18 protein-coding genes are annotated in these 17,236 nt (G+C 58.9%); 3 read left to right on the forward strand and 15 right to left on the reverse strand.

Going from position 1 to position 17,236, the window contains the following annotated elements; genetic code table 11:
- Positions 1-186: 186 nt before the first annotated feature.
- Positions 187-822 (reverse strand): c-type cytochrome, encoded by a 636-nt coding sequence (locus ACM62Q_RS10965; RefSeq protein WP_415036487.1) that lies wholly within the window; start codon positions 820-822, stop codon positions 187-189.
- Positions 823-931: 109 nt separating this feature from the next.
- On the opposite strand from ACM62Q_RS10965, the gene yihA reads away from it, so the two are divergent.
- Positions 932-1,606 (forward strand): ribosome biogenesis GTP-binding protein YihA/YsxC, encoded by a 675-nt coding sequence (yihA, locus tag ACM62Q_RS10970; RefSeq protein WP_415036489.1) that lies wholly within the window; start codon positions 932-934, stop codon positions 1,604-1,606.
- Positions 1,607-1,757: 151 nt separating this feature from the next.
- Complete coding sequence (hemB, locus tag ACM62Q_RS10975) at positions 1,758-2,750, forward strand: porphobilinogen synthase (RefSeq protein WP_415036491.1); 993 nt, start codon at positions 1,758-1,760, stop codon at positions 2,748-2,750.
- A gap of 149 nt (positions 2,751-2,899) precedes the next feature.
- On the opposite strand, the gene trpC is transcribed toward hemB, so the two are convergent.
- The 11 genes from trpC to ACM62Q_RS11030 all read right to left on the reverse strand — a co-directional run bounded on the left by trpC (position 2,900) and on the right by ACM62Q_RS11030 (position 14,839).
- The gene (gene trpC, locus ACM62Q_RS10980) at positions 2,900-3,691 is read right to left on the reverse strand and encodes an indole-3-glycerol phosphate synthase TrpC (RefSeq protein ID WP_415036493.1); all 792 of its coding nucleotides are present in this window, start codon (positions 3,689-3,691) and stop codon (positions 2,900-2,902) included.
- Positions 3,688-4,716, reverse strand: coding sequence for an anthranilate phosphoribosyltransferase (trpD, locus tag ACM62Q_RS10985; RefSeq protein ID WP_415036495.1), 1,029 nt, complete (start codon positions 4,714-4,716; stop codon positions 3,688-3,690). Before trpD ends, trpC begins: the two co-directional genes overlap by 4 nt.
- A complete protein-coding gene (locus ACM62Q_RS10990) occupies positions 4,713-5,285 on the reverse strand; it encodes an aminodeoxychorismate/anthranilate synthase component II (RefSeq protein WP_415036497.1) in 573 nt (190 codons plus the stop codon). Before ACM62Q_RS10990 ends, trpD begins: the two co-directional genes overlap by 4 nt.
- Positions 5,286-5,468: 183 nt before the next feature.
- Positions 5,469-5,849, reverse strand: a complete 381-nt coding sequence (locus ACM62Q_RS10995) for a helix-turn-helix domain-containing protein (protein ID WP_415036499.1) — start codon at positions 5,847-5,849, stop codon at positions 5,469-5,471.
- A gap of 1 nt (position 5,850) precedes the next feature.
- On the reverse strand, positions 5,851-6,156 hold the full coding sequence (locus ACM62Q_RS11000; RefSeq protein ID WP_415036501.1) for a type II toxin-antitoxin system HigB family toxin: 306 nt from the start codon (positions 6,154-6,156) through the stop codon (positions 5,851-5,853).
- Positions 6,157-6,263: 107 nt separating this feature from the next.
- Positions 6,264-7,736 (reverse strand): anthranilate synthase component I, encoded by a 1,473-nt coding sequence (trpE, locus tag ACM62Q_RS11005; RefSeq protein WP_415036503.1) that lies wholly within the window; start codon positions 7,734-7,736, stop codon positions 6,264-6,266.
- Positions 7,733-8,479, reverse strand: coding sequence for a ribulose-phosphate 3-epimerase (gene rpe / locus ACM62Q_RS11010; RefSeq protein ID WP_415036505.1), 747 nt, complete (start codon positions 8,477-8,479; stop codon positions 7,733-7,735). The genes trpE and rpe overlap by 4 nt, the downstream gene beginning before the upstream one ends.
- Before the next feature lie 78 nt (positions 8,480-8,557).
- The gene (gene ydiK, locus ACM62Q_RS11015; protein WP_415036507.1) at positions 8,558-9,730 is read right to left on the reverse strand and encodes an AI-2E family transporter YdiK; all 1,173 of its coding nucleotides are present in this window, start codon (positions 9,728-9,730) and stop codon (positions 8,558-8,560) included.
- Between the two features lie 30 nt (positions 9,731-9,760).
- Positions 9,761-10,999: a bifunctional glutamate N-acetyltransferase/amino-acid acetyltransferase ArgJ gene (gene argJ / locus ACM62Q_RS11020; protein WP_415036509.1), complete on the reverse strand. Its 1,239-nt coding sequence runs from the start codon at positions 10,997-10,999 to the stop codon at positions 9,761-9,763.
- A gap of 83 nt (positions 11,000-11,082) precedes the next feature.
- On the reverse strand, positions 11,083-13,818 hold the full coding sequence (gene secA, locus ACM62Q_RS11025; RefSeq protein ID WP_415036511.1) for a preprotein translocase subunit SecA: 2,736 nt from the start codon (positions 13,816-13,818) through the stop codon (positions 11,083-11,085).
- A 97-nt stretch (positions 13,819-13,915) separates the two neighbouring features.
- Entirely contained in the window at positions 13,916-14,839 is a 924-nt protein-coding gene (locus ACM62Q_RS11030; RefSeq protein WP_415036513.1) for a M23 family metallopeptidase, read from the reverse strand.
- A 12-nt stretch (positions 14,840-14,851) separates the two neighbouring features.
- Here ACM62Q_RS11030 and ACM62Q_RS11035 point away from each other — a divergent pair, with 12 nt between their 5' ends.
- Positions 14,852-15,286 carry a DciA family protein gene (locus ACM62Q_RS11035; RefSeq protein WP_415036515.1) on the forward strand — a complete coding sequence of 145 codons (435 nt, stop codon included), beginning with the start codon at positions 14,852-14,854 and terminating at the stop codon, positions 15,284-15,286.
- Here the strand turns inward: ACM62Q_RS11035 and ACM62Q_RS11040 are convergent.
- The 3 genes from ACM62Q_RS11040 to ACM62Q_RS11050 all read right to left on the reverse strand — a co-directional run.
- Positions 15,273-15,461 (reverse strand): hypothetical protein, encoded by a 189-nt coding sequence (locus ACM62Q_RS11040; protein WP_415036517.1) that lies wholly within the window; start codon positions 15,459-15,461, stop codon positions 15,273-15,275. The genes ACM62Q_RS11035 and ACM62Q_RS11040 overlap by 14 nt on opposite strands.
- A gap of 13 nt (positions 15,462-15,474) precedes the next feature.
- Positions 15,475-16,389, reverse strand: coding sequence for a UDP-3-O-acyl-N-acetylglucosamine deacetylase (lpxC, locus tag ACM62Q_RS11045; protein WP_415036519.1), 915 nt, complete (start codon positions 16,387-16,389; stop codon positions 15,475-15,477).
- A 118-nt stretch (positions 16,390-16,507) separates the two neighbouring features.
- A partial coding sequence (locus tag ACM62Q_RS11050) for a cell division protein FtsZ (RefSeq protein ID WP_415036521.1) occupies positions 16,508-17,236 on the reverse strand: 729 nt, incomplete at its 5' end.

Here is a 17,236-nt window from a genome sequence, read left to right on the forward strand (position 1 = left end):
TTTCTCTCCAAAAACCCCTCAAACCACCGAAAAACCCCGGCAACTCAAGGAAGCCGCGCATTCTACAGAGACAAAAATATTCGTCAAGAACTTTTTGAGAAATTTTTTGCGCACGGCCATTCATGGACAACCCAAACAAAAAAGCGACCGGTCGGTCGCTTTTTGAAAAACCAAATCTCTGTGCGCTTAACGCAGGCCCGCCGCGTAATCCGCTACTGCCTTGATTTCTACATCCGACAATTTGGCGGCAATGGTGCGCATCATTTTTTCCGGGTCGTTCGCGCGGGTTTCATCGCGGAAGGTCTTCAGCTGATTCTCTGTATATGCAGAGAATTGCCCAGCCAGCGCAGGGTATTGCGCCGGCAGGCCGGCACCCGCCGGACCGTGACAACCCGCACAGGCCGGAATGCCCTTGCGGAAATCACCTTGACGCCACAGTTTTTTACCCAGCGCAATGCTTGCTTCATTCTTGGCGGCCTCGGGCTTCAGTTTTTGACTGGCGTACCAAGCGGCAACGTTACGCATGTCTTCGTCGCTCAAGGGGGCTGCCATGCCGGCCATGATCGCATTATCACGCTGCGCCGGCTTGTCGCCTTGCGCCTTGAAATTACTCAGCTGTTTGTAAATGTACTGCTCGACCTGGCCCGCGAGGTGCGGATTGGCTGCATCGAGGCTATTGCCTTCGAGGCCGTGACAGGCAACACAAATCGATTCGGCGATCAGTTTGCCTTTTGCCGGATCAGCTTTGGCTGCCGCCGGTTCGGAAGCATGGGTAACGAAACTGGTGGCAAAGAGAATTGCCAGTGCCGCGGTACGGATCATTTTCGAGCTCCTAGTGCGCAATAAACGGGCGCTTTGGCCAGAATGGAAGTTTCAAACCTGCTATTCTATATTAAGTTTTCTTGATCAAGGCGGGCTTCCCGCGTTTTTTATGCCCTTATTTCAGAATGCCTCGTTTTTGACCACCGTCGCCCAGCTGCGTGATCTGCCGGGAGATGCGCTCTGCGAAGTGGCTTTTGCCGGCCGCTCCAACGCCGGCAAATCCTCGGCGATCAACACCTTGGCCGGGCGCGTGCGGCTGGCTTACGTCAGCAAAACACCGGGGCGCACGCAGCATCTCAATTATTTTACGCTGGCCCCCGGCAAGTATTTTGTCGACCTGCCCGGCTACGGGTTTGCCAAAGCGCCGGAAGAGATTCGCCGCCAGTGGGAAGGCTTGATCGGTCCCTACTTGAGCCAGCGCACACCGCTCGTCGGCCTGGTTGTGATCATGGATTGCCGTCGCCCATTTACGGAGCTAGACCGCAATCTGATTGCCTGGTTTCGCCCAAACGGCCGCCCGATCCATATCCTGCTCTCGAAGGCCGACAAGCTATCGCGCCAGGAGCAAACGAAAGTGCTGCGCACTGTACAAGCCGAAATTGCCACTTGGGGCGACGGGGCCTACAGCGTGCAGCTTTTTTCCAGCCTGAAGAAAACCGGGGTCGAAGAAGCCGAAGGCGTGCTGGCGCGCTGGCTGGATATTCCCCTACCTGTCAAAGCCGCGCTCTTACCGGCAGCTCCCGGCAAGATTTCCGCTAACACCAAGAAAACGCCCCCGGGCTAGGGGAACCCGGGGGCCAAGCAGCCTTGATAGCATCAAGGCACCCGCCCAGGGAGGTGAAGCGGGCGATGACCTCGATCATCGTGCCACTGTGACTTCTTTTTTTCAGCAAAGTTTCGTTCCCCCTCATTTTCTGCTCACAAGGAAAACCGCCATGCTCGACCGCTTTCCCGCCACTCGTTTGCGCCGTATGCGCCGCGACGATTTCTCCCGCCGCTTGATGCGCGAATCGCACCTGACGACGAACGATCTGATCTACCCCGTATTTGTCCATGAATTACCAGGGCGCGCAGCGATTCCCTCGATGCCCGGTGTCGAGCGTTTATCGATCGACGAACTCTTGCGCGTTGGGGAAGAAATGCTGGAATTGGGCATTCCGCTGCTCGACATTTTTCCGGTTGTCGACCCCGCGACCAAGAGCCTGGATGCCCGCGCCGCCTGGGATGACGACGGGCTTGCCCAGCGTGCTGTACGCGCACTCAAAACGCGCTTCCCGGAACTGGGCGTAATGACCGATGTGGCGCTTGATCCCTTCACCACTCACGGCCAGGATGGCGTCATCGATGCGGTTGGTTACGTGCAAAACGATGTCACCACCGAGGCTCTGGTACGGCAGGCCGTTTCGCACGCACAGGCCGGGGCCGATATCGTTTCGCCTTCGGACATGATGGACGGACGCATCGGCGCCATCCGCCAAGCCCTGGAAGCCGCCGGTCACGTCAATACACGCATCATGGCTTATTCCGCCAAATACGCTTCCGCCTTCTACGGCCCCTTCCGTGATGCGCTGGGCACCGCGGGCAACCTGGGCAAGGGCAACAAATACACCTACCAGATGGATCCGGCCAACAGCGACGAGGCTCTCCGCGAAGTCGCGCAAGACATTGCCGAAGGGGCCGACATGGTGATGGTGAAGCCGGGCATGCCCTATCTGGACATCGTACGCCGGGTGAAAGATGAATTCGGCGTGCCGACCTTTGCTTACCAAGTCAGCGGCGAATACGCCATGCTCAAAGCGGCCGCGCAAAATGGCTGGCTCAATGAAGAGGCTGTTGTCATGGAAAGCCTACTCGCCTTCAAACGCGCTGGGGCTGACGGCATCCTGACCTACTTTGCTCTAGACGCCGCGAAATACCTGCGCCGATAAAACATCCCCCGGGCTGATGCCGATCTCACCCTGGGGTTAACTAGCGTTTTAACGGTTTTAACGCCACACAAAAACCCGCATGGGGCAGTGCATGCCGTGTTCGCCTTGGATTTATCGAAGGGCTTCGATAAATCCAAACGAACGCCAACTCAGTCGAACAGTTCGCACAGCGCTTCACCCGGCTCCGGCGCGCGCATGAAGGCTTCACCGACGAGAAAGGCATGCACTGCGTTTTCCCGCATACGCAGCACGTCGGCGCGCGTCAGAATGCCGCTTTCGGTGACCACAATGCGCTCTTGCGGTATGCGCGACAACAGCCCGAGTGTCGTTTCCAAACTGACTTCAAAGGTGCGCAGATTACGGTTGTTGATTCCCAACAAGGGAGTTTTCAGCTGCAGCGCCGCGTCCAACTCCTCGCCGTTGTGCACTTCCACCAGGACCGCCATGCCGTAGTCCATCGCCTGCGCTTCCAGCGCCTGCATCTGCGGCAAGTCAAGCGCCGCAGCGATGAGCAAAATGGCATCCGCCCCCATCGCTCGTGCCTGCGTGACCTGGTAGGCATCAACCATGAAATCCTTGCGCAGCACAGGCAGCGAGCAGGCGGCGCGCGCCGCCTGCAAATACTCGGGCGCGCCTTGAAAATATTCACGATCGGTCAGCACCGACAAGCAGGCCGCGCCGTGTTTGGCGTAGCTGCAAGCAATCGCGTCAGGACGAAAATCCGCACGAATGACACCTTTTGATGGGCTCGCTTTTTTTATTTCTGCAATGACGGCACTTCGGCCAGCCGCGATTTTCTGCCGCAGCGCACCGACAAAATCGCGCGGCGCATCTTGTTGCGCCTGAATCTGCGCTTCCATCTGCGCCACCGATTGCAGCACTCGGGCAGCGCGCACTTCTTCGTGCTTGGTGCCAATGATTTTTTTGAGAATATCGCTCACGCCGCCCCCAATCGCTGCGTACATTCGACAAAACGCGCCAGTTTTTCACGCGCTGCACCGCTGGCAATCGCCTCGCGCGCCTGTTCGATGCCCGCCGCGATACTCGGTGCCACATTGGCCACATAAAGCGCCGCACCGGCGTTCAAACAAACGATTTCACGCGGCGCACCCACCTGATTCTCCAGCGCCCCGAGCAACATGGCACGCGATGCTTCTGCGCTATTCACGCGTAAATTACGCAAGGAAAGCATCTGCAAACCAAAGTCTTCCGGATGAATTTCGTATTCGCGCACCACGCCATCCTTCAATTCCCCAACCAGGGTACCTGCCCCCAAGGAAATTTCGTCGAGATTATCCTTGCCATGCACGACCAGCACCCGTTCCGCGCCCAAACGTTGCATCACGCGCACCTGAATACCGACCAAATCAGGATGGAAAACCCCCATCAAGGTGTTCGGTGCCGCCGCCGGATTGGTCAGTGGCCCGAGAATATTGAAAATCGTGCGCACGCCCATTTCCCGCCGCACCGGTGCGACATGCTTCATGGCGCTATGGTGATTGGGGGCAAACATGAAACCGATACCGCAATCCTCGATACAGGCCGCGACGCATTCCGGCGACAAATCAATGCGCGCCCCCAGCGCTTCCAGCACATCGGCACTGCCGGAACTGGAAGAAACGCTGCGCCCGCCGTGCTTGGCCACCTTGGCCCCCGCCGCCGCCGCAACAAAAATAGAGGCGGTCGAAATATTGAAACTCTGTGCCGAGTCACCGCCCGTGCCGACAATATCGACAAAATGATTGTCATACGGCACACGCACAGGCGTTGCCAATTCACGCATGACGCTGGCCGCTGCCGCAATTTCTCCGATGGTTTCTTTTTTCACCCGCAGCCCAGCCACAATCGCGGCCGTCATGACTGGCGAAACCTCGCCACGCATGATCTGGCGCATCAAGGCCACCATTTCGTCGTGAAAAATTTCACGGTGTTCAATGACACGTTGCAAAGCGTCTTGCGGGCTCATGCACGGTGCTCCTCAAGAAAATTCTTCAATAGTTGATGTCCGCATTCGGTCAAAATGGATTCGGGGTGAAACTGCACCCCCTCTACCGCCAGTGTTTTGTGGCGCACCCCCATGATTTCCCCATCTGCGGTTTGAGCGGTAATTTCCAGGCAATCTGGCAGACTCGCCCGCTCGATCGCCAGCGAGTGATAGCGCGTGCACGTGAGCGGATTGGGCAAACCCCGGAAAACGCCACGGTCGTAATGTTCGACCGGCGACACCTTACCGTGCATCAACTGCTGCGCCCGCACGATACGCCCACCGAAGGCCTCACCGATCGCCTGATGCCCTAAACACACCCCCAACAAGGGAAGCTTGCCGGCAAACTCGCGTATCGCCGCCAAAGACACCCCCGCCTGCGCCGGCGCACACGGCCCGGGCGAAATCACCAAATACTGCGGCTGGCGAGCCGCGATGCCCGCCAAGGTAATTTCATCATTGCGAAACACCTCCACCGCCTGCCCCAATTCGCCAAAATACTGCACGAGGTTGTAGGTGAAACTGTCATAGTTATCGATCATCAGCAGCATAGTTAGGCTATCCTTTTGATTTTATTAGCCCTTGCCGCTGACTGCCTCGATATTTGTCCGGTAGGTTGTCCGGTTATTTGTTGGCTGCCCGCCTCGCCGCAGTCGGCCAGGGGAAAAACGTTGTTTGAAAAGGTGATTATCATCTGCATGGCCTAGCCGCGTCAAAAACCGGACAAGGCCGAATCAGGCCGCGAGGTGCATCTTCGGGGGCTGGATAAGGCACTCGGCCGGAATGCCCAACTTCTCGTGTAGCTTCCAGATCATGTTCAGCGTCAGCGGGCGCTTGCGGTTCAGAATCTCATAGACGCGATTCAGCCGACCGATGACGGGCACCAAGTCCTTGGGCGTCAGTCCGGCCTGATCCATGCGGAACTTGATCGCCTCGACCGGATCGGGCAGATCGATTGGGTAGTGCTTGGCCTCGTAGGCTTCCACGAGCGTCAGCAGGATTTCAAAGCGGTCGCCGTCGGGAGTGCCGGGAGCTGGTTCATTGTCGAAGTAGGCCGAGACTTCGCGCAGCGCGGCCTTGTAGTCCTCTTCGGTGCGGATCGGGCGAATTTCCATGTCAGACCTCCATCTCTACAGTTTCGGCGTCTATGGCATCGTATTCCTTGTGGGTGCCGATGAATTTCACATAGACCGCTTGGTAGTGGTAGGCAACAGACACCACAAGCCAGTAATCGTTGCCCTTGATATTGAACACCACGCGGCGATTCTTGAGGATGCTCGCGCTTCGATATTGCTCCTTGATCTCGGCGGGTTGCGTCCATGCGGCCTTCTTGGCTTCATCAACCCAAGACTTGAGCGGTTGCTCTGCATCCGGGTATTTTTCCCAGAAGGCGCGGAGAAATTTGACAGCGACGATGTTCACGGAGCGATTATAGTCCCGTATTGGGACAAAACCACAAGCAAAAAACGGCGCGAAAAATCCGATCGGGCGTGGGCCTGGCTATTTCGAAGGGGCAAAAACCCTATTGCTCACACCCGCGTATCCAAACCTGCCTCGGCCAGTTCGGCGGCACGCAGGACGGCGCGGGCTTTGTTTTGGGTTTCTTGCCATTCGGCCTCCGGGTCGGAATCGGCGACGATACCGGCACCGGCCTGAACGTGGAGCTGACCGTCTTTGACGACGGCGGTACGAATGGCAATGGCCAAATCCATATCGCCATTGAAACCGAGGTAGCCGACTGAGCCCGCGTAAATACCGCGTTTGACGGGTTCGAGTTCGTCGATGATTTCCATCGCCCGCACCTTCGGCGCACCGGATACCGTGCCAGCGGGGAAGGTGGCGCGCAGTACGTCCATGGCGGCAAGCCCATCGGCCAAACGCCCTTCGACGTTGGAAACGATGTGCATCACATGGGAGTAACGCTCAACAATCATCCGTTCGGTGAGTTTGACGCTGCCGATCTGCGCCACGCGGCCGCAGTCATTTCGCCCCAAATCGAGCAACTGCGTGTGCTCGGCCAATTCTTTTTGGTCGGCGAGCAAATCGGCGGCCAAGGCGGCATCTTCTTCCGGTGTCGCGCCGCGTTTGCGCGTGCCGGCGATGGGGCGCACGGTGACGCGCTCGCCTTCCAGACGCACGAGAATTTCCGGCGAAGCCCCCACCACCTGGTAATCCTCAAAATCAAAATAAAACATGTACGGCGAGGGATTCAGGCTGCGCAGCGTGCGGTACAGGGCGAGCGGGCTGGCCGCGAAGGCTTTGCTCATGCGTTGTGAGAGCACCACCTGCATGATGTCGCCGGCAGCGATGTATTCCTTGGCCTGGCGCACCGCCGTCTTGAAGGCTTCCTCGCCAAACGAAGAAACCGCCGGTGCCGACTGCACTGGCTGCTCGCCAGGAATTCTCACCGGCTGGCGCAGCTTGCCCAGCAAATCTTTCAGGCGCAGCCGCGCTTTTTGATAGGCCCCGGGATAACCTGGTTCGGCATAGACGATCAAAGTGAGCTTGCCGGAAAGATTATCGACCACGGCGATTTCTTCCGAGAGCAAGAGATGAATGTCCGGCGCGCCGATTGGATCGGCCAGGCTGTTGTCCTGCAAACGACGTTCGACATAGCGAATCGTGTCATAACCAAAACACCCCACCAGCCCCCCCAAAAACCGCGGCAAGCCTTGGGCGGCTGGCGCTTTGAAGCGCGCCATATAGCCTTCAATGAAGGCCAGCGGATTCGTCGATTGGTCGCGCTCGGCAATGCGATTACCCGTCAGCACCAAGACTTCCTGGGCGCGCACCACGAGGCGTGTGGTGGCAGCCAGACCGATGATGGAATAGCGCCCGAAACGCTCACCGCCCTGCACCGATTCGAGCAGATAAGAGAAAGGCTCGCCGGCCAGTTTCAGATAAATGGACAGGGGGGTATCAAGGTCGGCAAAGGTTTCAAGGGAAACCGGGATGCGGTTATAGCCTTGCGCCGCGAGCGCTTCGAATTCTATTTCAGTCATGCGATATCTCTTGGGTCGGACAATGATGGAATGAACAACGAGGCTGCGCCGGCCAATTCGGCGCGCAGGCGGGCGATGATGGAGTCGTAACGGTGCGGATCCGCCGCTTGCCCCGCGCTATACACGGCGGAGCCGGCAACGAAGGTATCGACACCGGCGCGGGCAATTTCGGCGATATTGTCCGGATTGACGCCGCCATCGATTTCCAGACGGATGCGCCGGCCGCTTTCCTGATAATAAGCGTCGATTTTCTGCCGTGCGGCGCGCGCTTTGGCGAGCGTTGCCGGAATGAATTTTTGCCCGCCGAAACCCGGGTTCACGCTCATCAGCAAAATCACGTCGAGCTTGTCCATGACGTGATCCATCCAGTCCAGCGGGGTCGCCGGATTAAATACCAGACCGGCCTGACAACCCGCATCGCGGATCAAGGCCAGCGAACGATCGACGTGTTCGGATGCTTCCGGGTGAAAGGTGATGATATTCGCCCCTGCCTTGGCAAAATCGGGAATGATGCGATCCACTGGCTTGACCATCAGGTGCACATCGATCGGCGCATCGGTGTGCGGGCGTATCGCGGAACACACCAGGGGACCGATGGTCAGGTTGGGGACATAGTGGTTGTCCATCACGTCGAAGTGGATCCAGTCCGCCCCCGCCGCGATGACGTTTGCCACTTCTTCGCCCAGTTTGGCGAAATCGGCAGAAAGAATGCTGGGGGCAATCAGGCAATCGGGCGCGGACATGAGATTCTCCAAATAGGGGGTGGGCGATTATCCCACGCCAACCGCGGGGCAAAAGGCAAGAGGTATTGACCTTCGAGTTCAGGAATGGCTGAGCTTTTCTTCTGCCGTCTCTTCCACCGAAACGTCCACCGAAACTTCTAGCGCAGCGTCCGGCGGCAGCAGCGCCGCGCTTTCAGTTTCTGTTTCGGCTTCTTCATCCGCCCCCAAAGCATCCGCTATCCAGGCTTGCAGCAAGGTCCAGGTAATCGCCAGCACCACCGGGCCGACAAAAATACCGACCAGGCCAAAACCGAGCAAACCGCCGATAACACCCGCAAAAATCAGCAGCAGGGGGAGATTCGCTCCACGGCGGATGAGAATGGGTCGTAAAAAATTATCCAATGTACCAACGACCACGCTCCACACGGCAAGAAACACCGCCCAGCCGGTGTCGCCCAGCCAGAACAGCCAGGCGGTGGCCGGCAGTAAAACAACCAATGGGCCGACCTGGGCGATGCACAGCATCAGCATCAGGGCTGCCAACAAAGCCGCCAGCGGTACGCCGGCCACGGCCAAACCAATGCCCCCCAGAGCTGCCTGCACCAAGGCGGTAACGCCCACGCCCAAGGCCACACCGCGAATGGCACCACTCGCCAAATGCACTGCATTTTCGCCACGCACGCCGGCCAAACGGCGGCCAAAACGCTGCATCAAACGCGCCGCGTCTTCTCCGGTGGCGTAAAAAATTGCCGCCAGCGTAATGATCAAGAAAAACTGCAAGAGTAAGCCGCCCAGGCTGCCCACCTGTCCGAGCAGCCATTTGCCAGCGTTACTGGCGTACGGACTGAACTGCCCCAACCATTGCTGCGCGCCATTTTCTGCCGCTTGCCGCCAAAACTTCGTCAGCATTTCTCCCAACACAGGAATCTGCGTCAACCACTCAGGCGGCGGCGGAATGCCGTCGGCCAGCACACGTTTACCCAGGGCGGCAATATCGTCAGTGTGCGTAAGCAAAGTGTCGATCGCCAGCCATAATGGCAACACCAACAAAAAAAGCATGCCCAGGCACATGAGCACAATCGCCAGGCTGCGCCGCTTGCCCAGGCGCTCTTCCAGCACCAAGAACGGCGGCCAGGTCGCCACCACGATCATCGCCGCCCACACGCCCGCCGCTAGAAACGGGCGTAATACCCACACGGAGAGCGCAATCAAGCCCGCCACGCAACTGATGGCAAGCACATTGCGGGTCAGATCACGGCGGATGTCGTGCATGGGCGGCTTTCCGAAAAAACGAGCGAAAAATCAGGAACGGTAATCGGCGTTGATCTTGACGTAATCGTAGGAAAAATCGCAGGTATACACCTGCGCGCTGGCCACGCCACGGCCCAAATCGACGCGCACGGTGATTTCTGCGGCCTGCATGATGCGCGCGCCGTCCGCTTCTTGATACGCCGGCGCACGTCCCCCCTGTTCGGCTACCAAAACGCTGTCGGCACCACTTGCCAACCAGACCTTGACGCCGTCCACATCCAGATCGGCAATGCCGGCATAGCCCACGGCGGCAAGAATGCGCCCCAGGTTGGGGTCGGAAGCAAAAAATGCAGTCTTGACTAGCGGCGAATGGCCGATGGCATAGGCAACCAGCCGACATTCTTCTCGCGTTTTGCCGCCCTCGACCGCCACGGTGATGAATTTGGTCGCCCCTTCGCCGTCGCGCACAATGGCTTGCGCAAGCTCAACGGCAACGGCGGTGAGCGCAGCTTTCACTTCGGCCCAACCAGCATCGCTTTCGCTGGCAAAATGCACACCGGCCTGGCCGGAAGCGAGCATCAGGAAAGAATCATTGGTTGAGGTATCGCCGTCGACCGTGATGCAATTAAAGGAAAGGTCGGCCACTTCCTTGACGAGCTTTTCCAGCAAGGGGCGGGCGATGCCGGCATCGGTGGCAAGAAAACCGAGCATGGTCGCCATGTTCGGCTTGATCATGCCGGCCCCTTTGGAGATGCCGGAAATACGCACGCTTTTGCCATTGACCGTCAGTTCGCGCGATGCCGCTTTGGCGACGGTGTCGGTGGTCATGATGGCGTGCGCGGCAGCGTGCCAGTTATCGGTTTTCAGGTCAGCCAGCGCCGCCGGCAGGCCGGCCACCAGGCGCTCCAGGGGCAAGGGCTCAAGGATGACCCCCGTCGAAAATGGCAGCACCTGCGCCGGCGCAATACCCAACATGGCGGCCAGCGCCACGCAGCTTTCTTCGGCCAGACGACGCCCTGGCTCACCCGTACCGGCGTTGGCGTTACCCGTATTGATCACGAGAGCACGAATCTCTTCGCCGGCCACCAGGCGCTGGCGGCAAAGCTGCACGGGCGCGGCGCAAAAGCGGTTTTGTGTGAACACACCGGCCACCGTAGTGCCGGGCTCGAGCACAAAAACACACAAATCACGGCGATCTTTTTTGCGGATGCCGGCTTCGGCAACCCCGAGGCGAACGCCGGCAATCGGCAAGAGTTGGTCAGGGGCGGGAACGGTGTAATTGACGGGCATGGCAAAAGGAATGAAAAGGTGGAAAAAAACCGCGCTCGCTGAAGACGCCGCGCGGTTTGCTCAAAGCTCAGAAAAAGCTGAAATCAGGAAAGCTGACCACAGCAATGCTTGTATTTTTTGCCGGAACCGCAGGGGCAGGGCTCGTTACGTCCGATCTTGGGCGCTGCCTGGGCCGGCTGGCGGGCGGTATCGCCAGCACCACCGACGCCACCGGCAGCGGCCGGGTTTTCGCCCAGCGCCTCGTCGTAATCGGCGTGCTGGTATTTGACGTTGCTGACTTCCGCATGCGGCGCGGTTTCTTCCACGTCTTCCGGCGAGCGGATCTGCACGGTAAACACGATGCGGGTGACTTCGCTGCGGATCTGGTCGAGCAGGGTTTCGAACAGCTCGAAGGCTTCGCGCTTGTATTCCTGCTTGGGGTTTTTCTGGGCGTAACCGCGCAGATGAATCCCCTGGCGCAAATGATCCAGCGCCGCCAGATGTTCGCGCCAATGGCTATCCAGGCTCTGCAGCATGACGTTGCGTTCGAACTGATGGAAAGTCTGCGCCCCCACCAGCTCAACCTTGGCCTGATAGACCTGCGCCGCGCCTTCCTGCACGCGTGTCAGCATCTCTTCGTCGCTAAGACTCGGCTCTGCCTTGAACCACTCGGCCACCGGCGGGTTGATCAGCAATTCCGCCGCCAGAGCGCGCTGCAAACCCTCGAAATCCCATTGTTCTTCCACCGATTCCGCCGGCACATACTGGCGGAAGGTATCGACAATGACCCCTTCGCGCATGGCGGTAATGGTTTCGGAAATGTCATCGGTTTCCAGCAGTTCGTTGCGCTGCTGGTAGATCACCTTGCGCTGGTCGTTGGCGACGTCGTCGTATTCGAGCAGCTGCTTGCGGATATCGAAGTTGCGCGCCTCGACCTTGCGCTGCGCCGATTCCAGCGAGCGGGTGACGAGCGGATGCTCGATCGCCTCGCCTTCCGGCATCTTCAGCTTGTCCATGATGGCACGCAGGCGTTCGCCGGCGAAGATGCGCAGCAACTGGTCGTCGAGCGACAGATAAAACCGCGAGGAACCGGCGTCGCCCTGACGCCCGGCGCGACCGCGCAACTGGTTGTCGATGCGCCGCGACTCATGGCGCTCGGAACCGATGATGTGCAGACCGCCGGCGGCCAGCACCTGTTCGTGCACCGGCTGCCAGTCGGCGCGCAGAGCGGCGGCTTTTTCCTTGCGCGCGTCCAGACTCAGGCTTTCGTCGGCCATGACGGCGTCGATGGTTTTCTGGATGTTGCCGCCCAGCACGATGTCGGTGCCGCGCCCGGCCATGTTGGTGGCGATGGTAATGACGCCGGGCCGCCCCGCCTGCGCCACGATTTCGGCTTCGCGGGCGTGCTGCTTGGCATTCAAAACCTGGTGCGGCAGTTTTTCCTTGTCGAGCAGGGCAGACAAGAGTTCCGAATTCTCGATCGAGGTGGTACCAACCAGCACTGGCTGGCCGCGCTGGGCACAATCCTTGATGTCAGCGATGATGGCGGCGTGTTTCTCGTCCGCCGTTTTATAGACGAGATCGTTCATGTCCTTGCGCGCCATGGGCCGGTTGGTCGGGATGACCACCGTTTCCAGACCGTAAATCTGCTGGAATTCGTAGGCTTCGGTGTCGGCGGTGCCGGTCATGCCGGCCAGCTTGCCGTACATGCGGAAGTAATTCTGGAAGGTGATCGAGGCGAGCGTCTGGTTTTCCGACTGAATCGCCACGCCTTCCTTGGCTTCCACCGCCTGATGCAAGCCATCCGACCAGCGCCGCCCGCTCATCAGGCGGCCGGTGAATTCATCGACAATGACGATCTCGCCGTTCTGCACCACATAGTGCTGATCCTTGTGGAACAGGGTATAGGCGCGCAGGGCGGCATTCAGGTGGTGCATCAGGGTGATGTTGGCGGCGTCGTACAGGCTGCTGCCCTCGACCAGCATGCCGGCTTGCGCCAACAGCTCTTCGGCGCGCTCGTAGCCGCTTTCGGAAAGGTGCACCTGGTGGCCTTTTTCGTCCACCCAGTAATCGCCCTCACCCTTTTCTTCCATCGCCCGCGTCAGCTGCGGCACCACCTTCTTCATGCGGAGGTAGAGATCGGTGTGGTCATCCGCCTGGCCGGAAATGATGAGCGGCGTGCGCGCTTCGTCGATCAGGATGGAATCCACCTCATCCACGATGGCGTAATTGAGGCGGCGCTGCACGCGCTGCGCCGACTCATAGACCATGTTGTCGCGCAGGTAATCGAAGCCGAATTCGTTGTTGGTGCCGTAGGTGATATCCGCTGCGTAAGCCGCCTGCTTGGCTTCGTGGTCCATCTGCGACAAATTGACGCCGACCGAAAGCCCCAGGAAACGATGCAGGCGCCCCATCCATTCCGCATCGCGGCTGGCCAGATAATCATTCACCGTAATGACGTGCACGCCATTGCCGGAGATGGCATTAAGGTAGGCAGGCAAGGTTGCGACCAGGGTTTTGCCTTCGCCGGTACGCATTTCGGCGATCTTGCCGTAGTGCAGTACCATGCCGCCGATCATCTGCACGTCGAAATGGCGCATGCCCAGCGCCCTTTGACTGGCCTCGCGCACCACGGCAAAAGCTTCCGGCAGCAAGGCATCGAGGCTTTCGCCGGCGGCGTGGCGGCTGCGGAATTCGTCCGTCTTGGCGCGCAGCGCGGCATCATCGAGCGCCTGCATTTGTGGCTCGAGGGCGTTGATCTGCTTGACGGTTTGGGAATATTGCTTGATCAGCCGCTCATTACGGCTGCCGAAAACTTTCTTGAGAAGACCGGATATCATCGAGAACGCTCAATGTCGCAAGGACGTTGCAGGAAAGGGGCGGATTCTAACATGCACGGCGCGCCCCCGCAGGCACGCCAGAATATGACGCTACGCTTCAGCGCTGCGCCAGTTGCGCGGCGTCATCGCCACGCTGCAAGAGCGTCAGCGGGTTTTGTGGCACGTCGAACATGCGCACCTCGAAGTGCAGATGCGGGCCGGTAGAGCGGCCGGTGGTGCCGATTTCGCCGATTTTTTCGCCACGGCGCACGATCTGGGAAACTGTTGCATCCATTTTTGACAGATGCGCATAACGCGAGGTCAAGCCTTCGCCGTGATCGACGTCGATCACATTCCCGAACTCCGGGTGAAAGGACGCCGAAAGGACCACGCCATCAGCCGCCGCAACGACCGGCGTGCCGCTGGGCGCAGAAAAGTCCAGACCGTCGTGACGCGAACGCAAGCCCAAGAAAGGGTCGCTACGATGACCGAAACCGGAACCGATGCGCGCGTTCTTGACCGGCAGCGTGCTGGGCAGCAAACGATTTTCCACGCGCCGTTCAAGCAGCGCGATTTCCATCAGCGCCAAGGTTTCAGCACGTTGTTCGAGCGCCCCTGCCAGGCGTTCTATTTCCTGTTGCAACTCCGTCGCCGACAAAGGTGCCGGCAAAAACGGCCCGCCCTGTCCTGGCGGCGTTTCAGTGACCGGCGGCGCACTCTGCTTGATCCCTGACAGCTTCGACACCCGCTCGCCCAGGCTGTCGAGCTGCAACAAACGCCCTTGCAGCTCACCCAAGCGAGTGGCCATGAGATTGAGGTTATTGGTGATGAAATCGCGTGTTTTACGGGTTTCTTTTTGCTGCACCGACAACAGCACGTCTTCGACGATAGGCAGGCGAAAACGCAAAGAAATCGCCGAAAAGGCGACCGAACAAAGCAGGATCGTCAAACAAAAAGCCAGCACCCCGAAAACGATATGGCGGGGCATAATGTGTAGCGTGCGCGCCGCCTTCAAGTGGCGCGAAACAATGATGATCTGCACGAAACCTCCTCCATGTACCAAGCGCCCGAACATTTTCTGAGCACCGATGCTGCCGCCAGCCGCTTATTGCGCCAGGCCAAGTTGATTGGCGAACTGTCCCGCCGTTTCAGCACCGTGGCACCGAGCGCACTCGCTGCATCGGCACGGGTGGCCAATTTTCGCGCGGGGAAAGTTGTCATCCTCGCCGAAAACGGAGCGGTTGCCGTAAAACTGCGTCAGATGGGACAACGGCTATGTACTGCTTTATCTTATGAAGGGGCTGAGTGTAACGAGATCGAAATCAAAGTACAACCCCAACAAACGCCTTTTCGATCAATGAGTTCCACTATCAAACCCATTTCTCAGCGCAGTCTGGCGCAGCTGGAAAGTGCCACGACGGCGCTACCCGAAGGGGCTTTGCGCCGGGCGCTGGAAACATTGTTAAAGCGCTGCGCTAGAGCGGAATGATCGCCAGACGCTCAAGAAACATCAGAGCAAAAACAGCCAGCGCAAACACCAAGCCGTATCGCAGCAGACGGCCGCTAAACGCCAGATAGGCGCGTTTGCCGGTGAATACGTAAAAGAGAAAGCCAGCCCCCAGGGCAATCAGCAAAACAACGGCAAAAAGGCGCAAGAACCACATACAGTGCCGACCTTCAGGCGGCCTGCGCCAGCCAGCGCGTTATCCTTTGCGGGACCTTTTCCAGCGCATCGAAACTGACCAGTTCCCAGGCATCTTCAGCTTGCAGAAGCGCGCGCGCCAACTGGTTGTTCAGCGCATGCCCACCTTTGTGCGAAGCGTAGGCCGCGAGCAGCGGGTGACCGAGCAGGTAGAGATCGCCCACCGCATCGAGAATTTTATGTTTGACGAATTCGTCGCTGTAGCGCAAACCGTCCAGATTGAGCACGCGATATTCATCGAGCACGATGGCGTTTTCCAGGCCACCGCCCAGGGCCAGCCCATGTTCGCGCAGGTATTCCACTTCCTGCATGAAACCGAAGGTGCGCGCGCGCGAAACTTCGCGCACATAGGACTGCTCGGCAAAATCGATGCTCGCTTCCTGCGCCGATTTATCGATGGCCGGATGCTGAAAAACGATGGAAAAACTCAGACGGTAGCCGTCGTACGGCGTGAACCGCGCCCATTTATCGCCGTCCGTGACTTCGATCGGCCGGGTGACGCGAATGAATTTTTTAGCGGCATTTTGTTCTTCGATACCCGCCGACTGAATGAGAAACACGAAAGGCGCGGCGGAGCCGTCCAAAATTGGCACTTCCGGCGCATCCAGGTCGATCCAGGCGTTGTCGATCCCCAATCCACACAGTGCCGACATCAGGTGCTCGATGGTGCCCACCTTGACGCCGTCTTTTTCCAGGCAGGAGCACATGCGCGTATCGCCGATCAGCATCGCTTGTGCGGGGATATCCACCGGTTCGGGCAAATCCACCCGGCGAAACACGATGCCGGTATCCGGCGCTGCCGGACGCAAGCTCAGCTTGACTTTGACACCCCCATGCAGGCCCACGCCGGAAGCGTGCACCACGGTTTTCAAAGTGCGCTGTTTGAGCATCGGAGCAAATCTGCAAAAAGTTGTTAAGTGGCTGAAAAACAGTGAAAAACAGGGAATGCGGTGCATTTTATCACAATGCACCGCCACCTTTTTTCAGAGGTCCAGCATTTTTTCTGGATCAGTCCGCTTGCTTGCGCAAGAAAGCCGGAATGTCGTAGCGATCCACCCCACTGTTGGCGAGCGCCTCCACCGTCACATTGCGCTTCCTGACCACCGCCGGCACGTCGGCCATTTGGTTGAAGTCCGGCGTGCCGTTGCTGTAGGCGACCGCATCGTAGGTACCGGTCGCCACCGCTTCGATGATCGGCGTATTGATCACTTCGAAGTTCTGGCGTTTGGCGGCAACCTGCCCCAGACCGGTAGCGACCACGGTGACGCGCAGGGCGTCGCCCATCAGTTCGTCGTACACTGCGCCAAAAATCACGTGCGCGTCCTCGGCGGTGAAGGCTTTCACCGTGTTCATCACCTCGTTGACTTCCTTCATCTTGAGGTTGCCCTTGCTGGCGGTGATGTTGACCAGCACGCCGCGCGCGCCGGAAAGATTGATGCCTTCCAGAAGCGGCGAGGCCACCGCCTGCTCGGCGGCGATGCGCGCCCGATCGACCCCGGAGGCTGCGGCCGAACCCATCATGGCGCGCCCCATTTCGCCCATCACCGTGCGCACGTCTTCGAAGTCGACGTTGATCAGGCCGGGGTAAGTAATGATTTCGGCAATCCCGCCGACCGCGTTCTTCAGTACGTCGTCAGCAGCGCGGAAGCAGTCGTCGACGTCGGCATCATCGCCCATCACTTCCATCAGCTTGTCGTTGAGGATGACGATCAGCGAATCGACGTGCTTGGCGAACTC

The organism is Azonexus sp. (genome assembly GCF_047638095.1).
Taxonomy (GTDB): domain Bacteria; phylum Pseudomonadota; class Gammaproteobacteria; order Burkholderiales; family Rhodocyclaceae; genus Azonexus.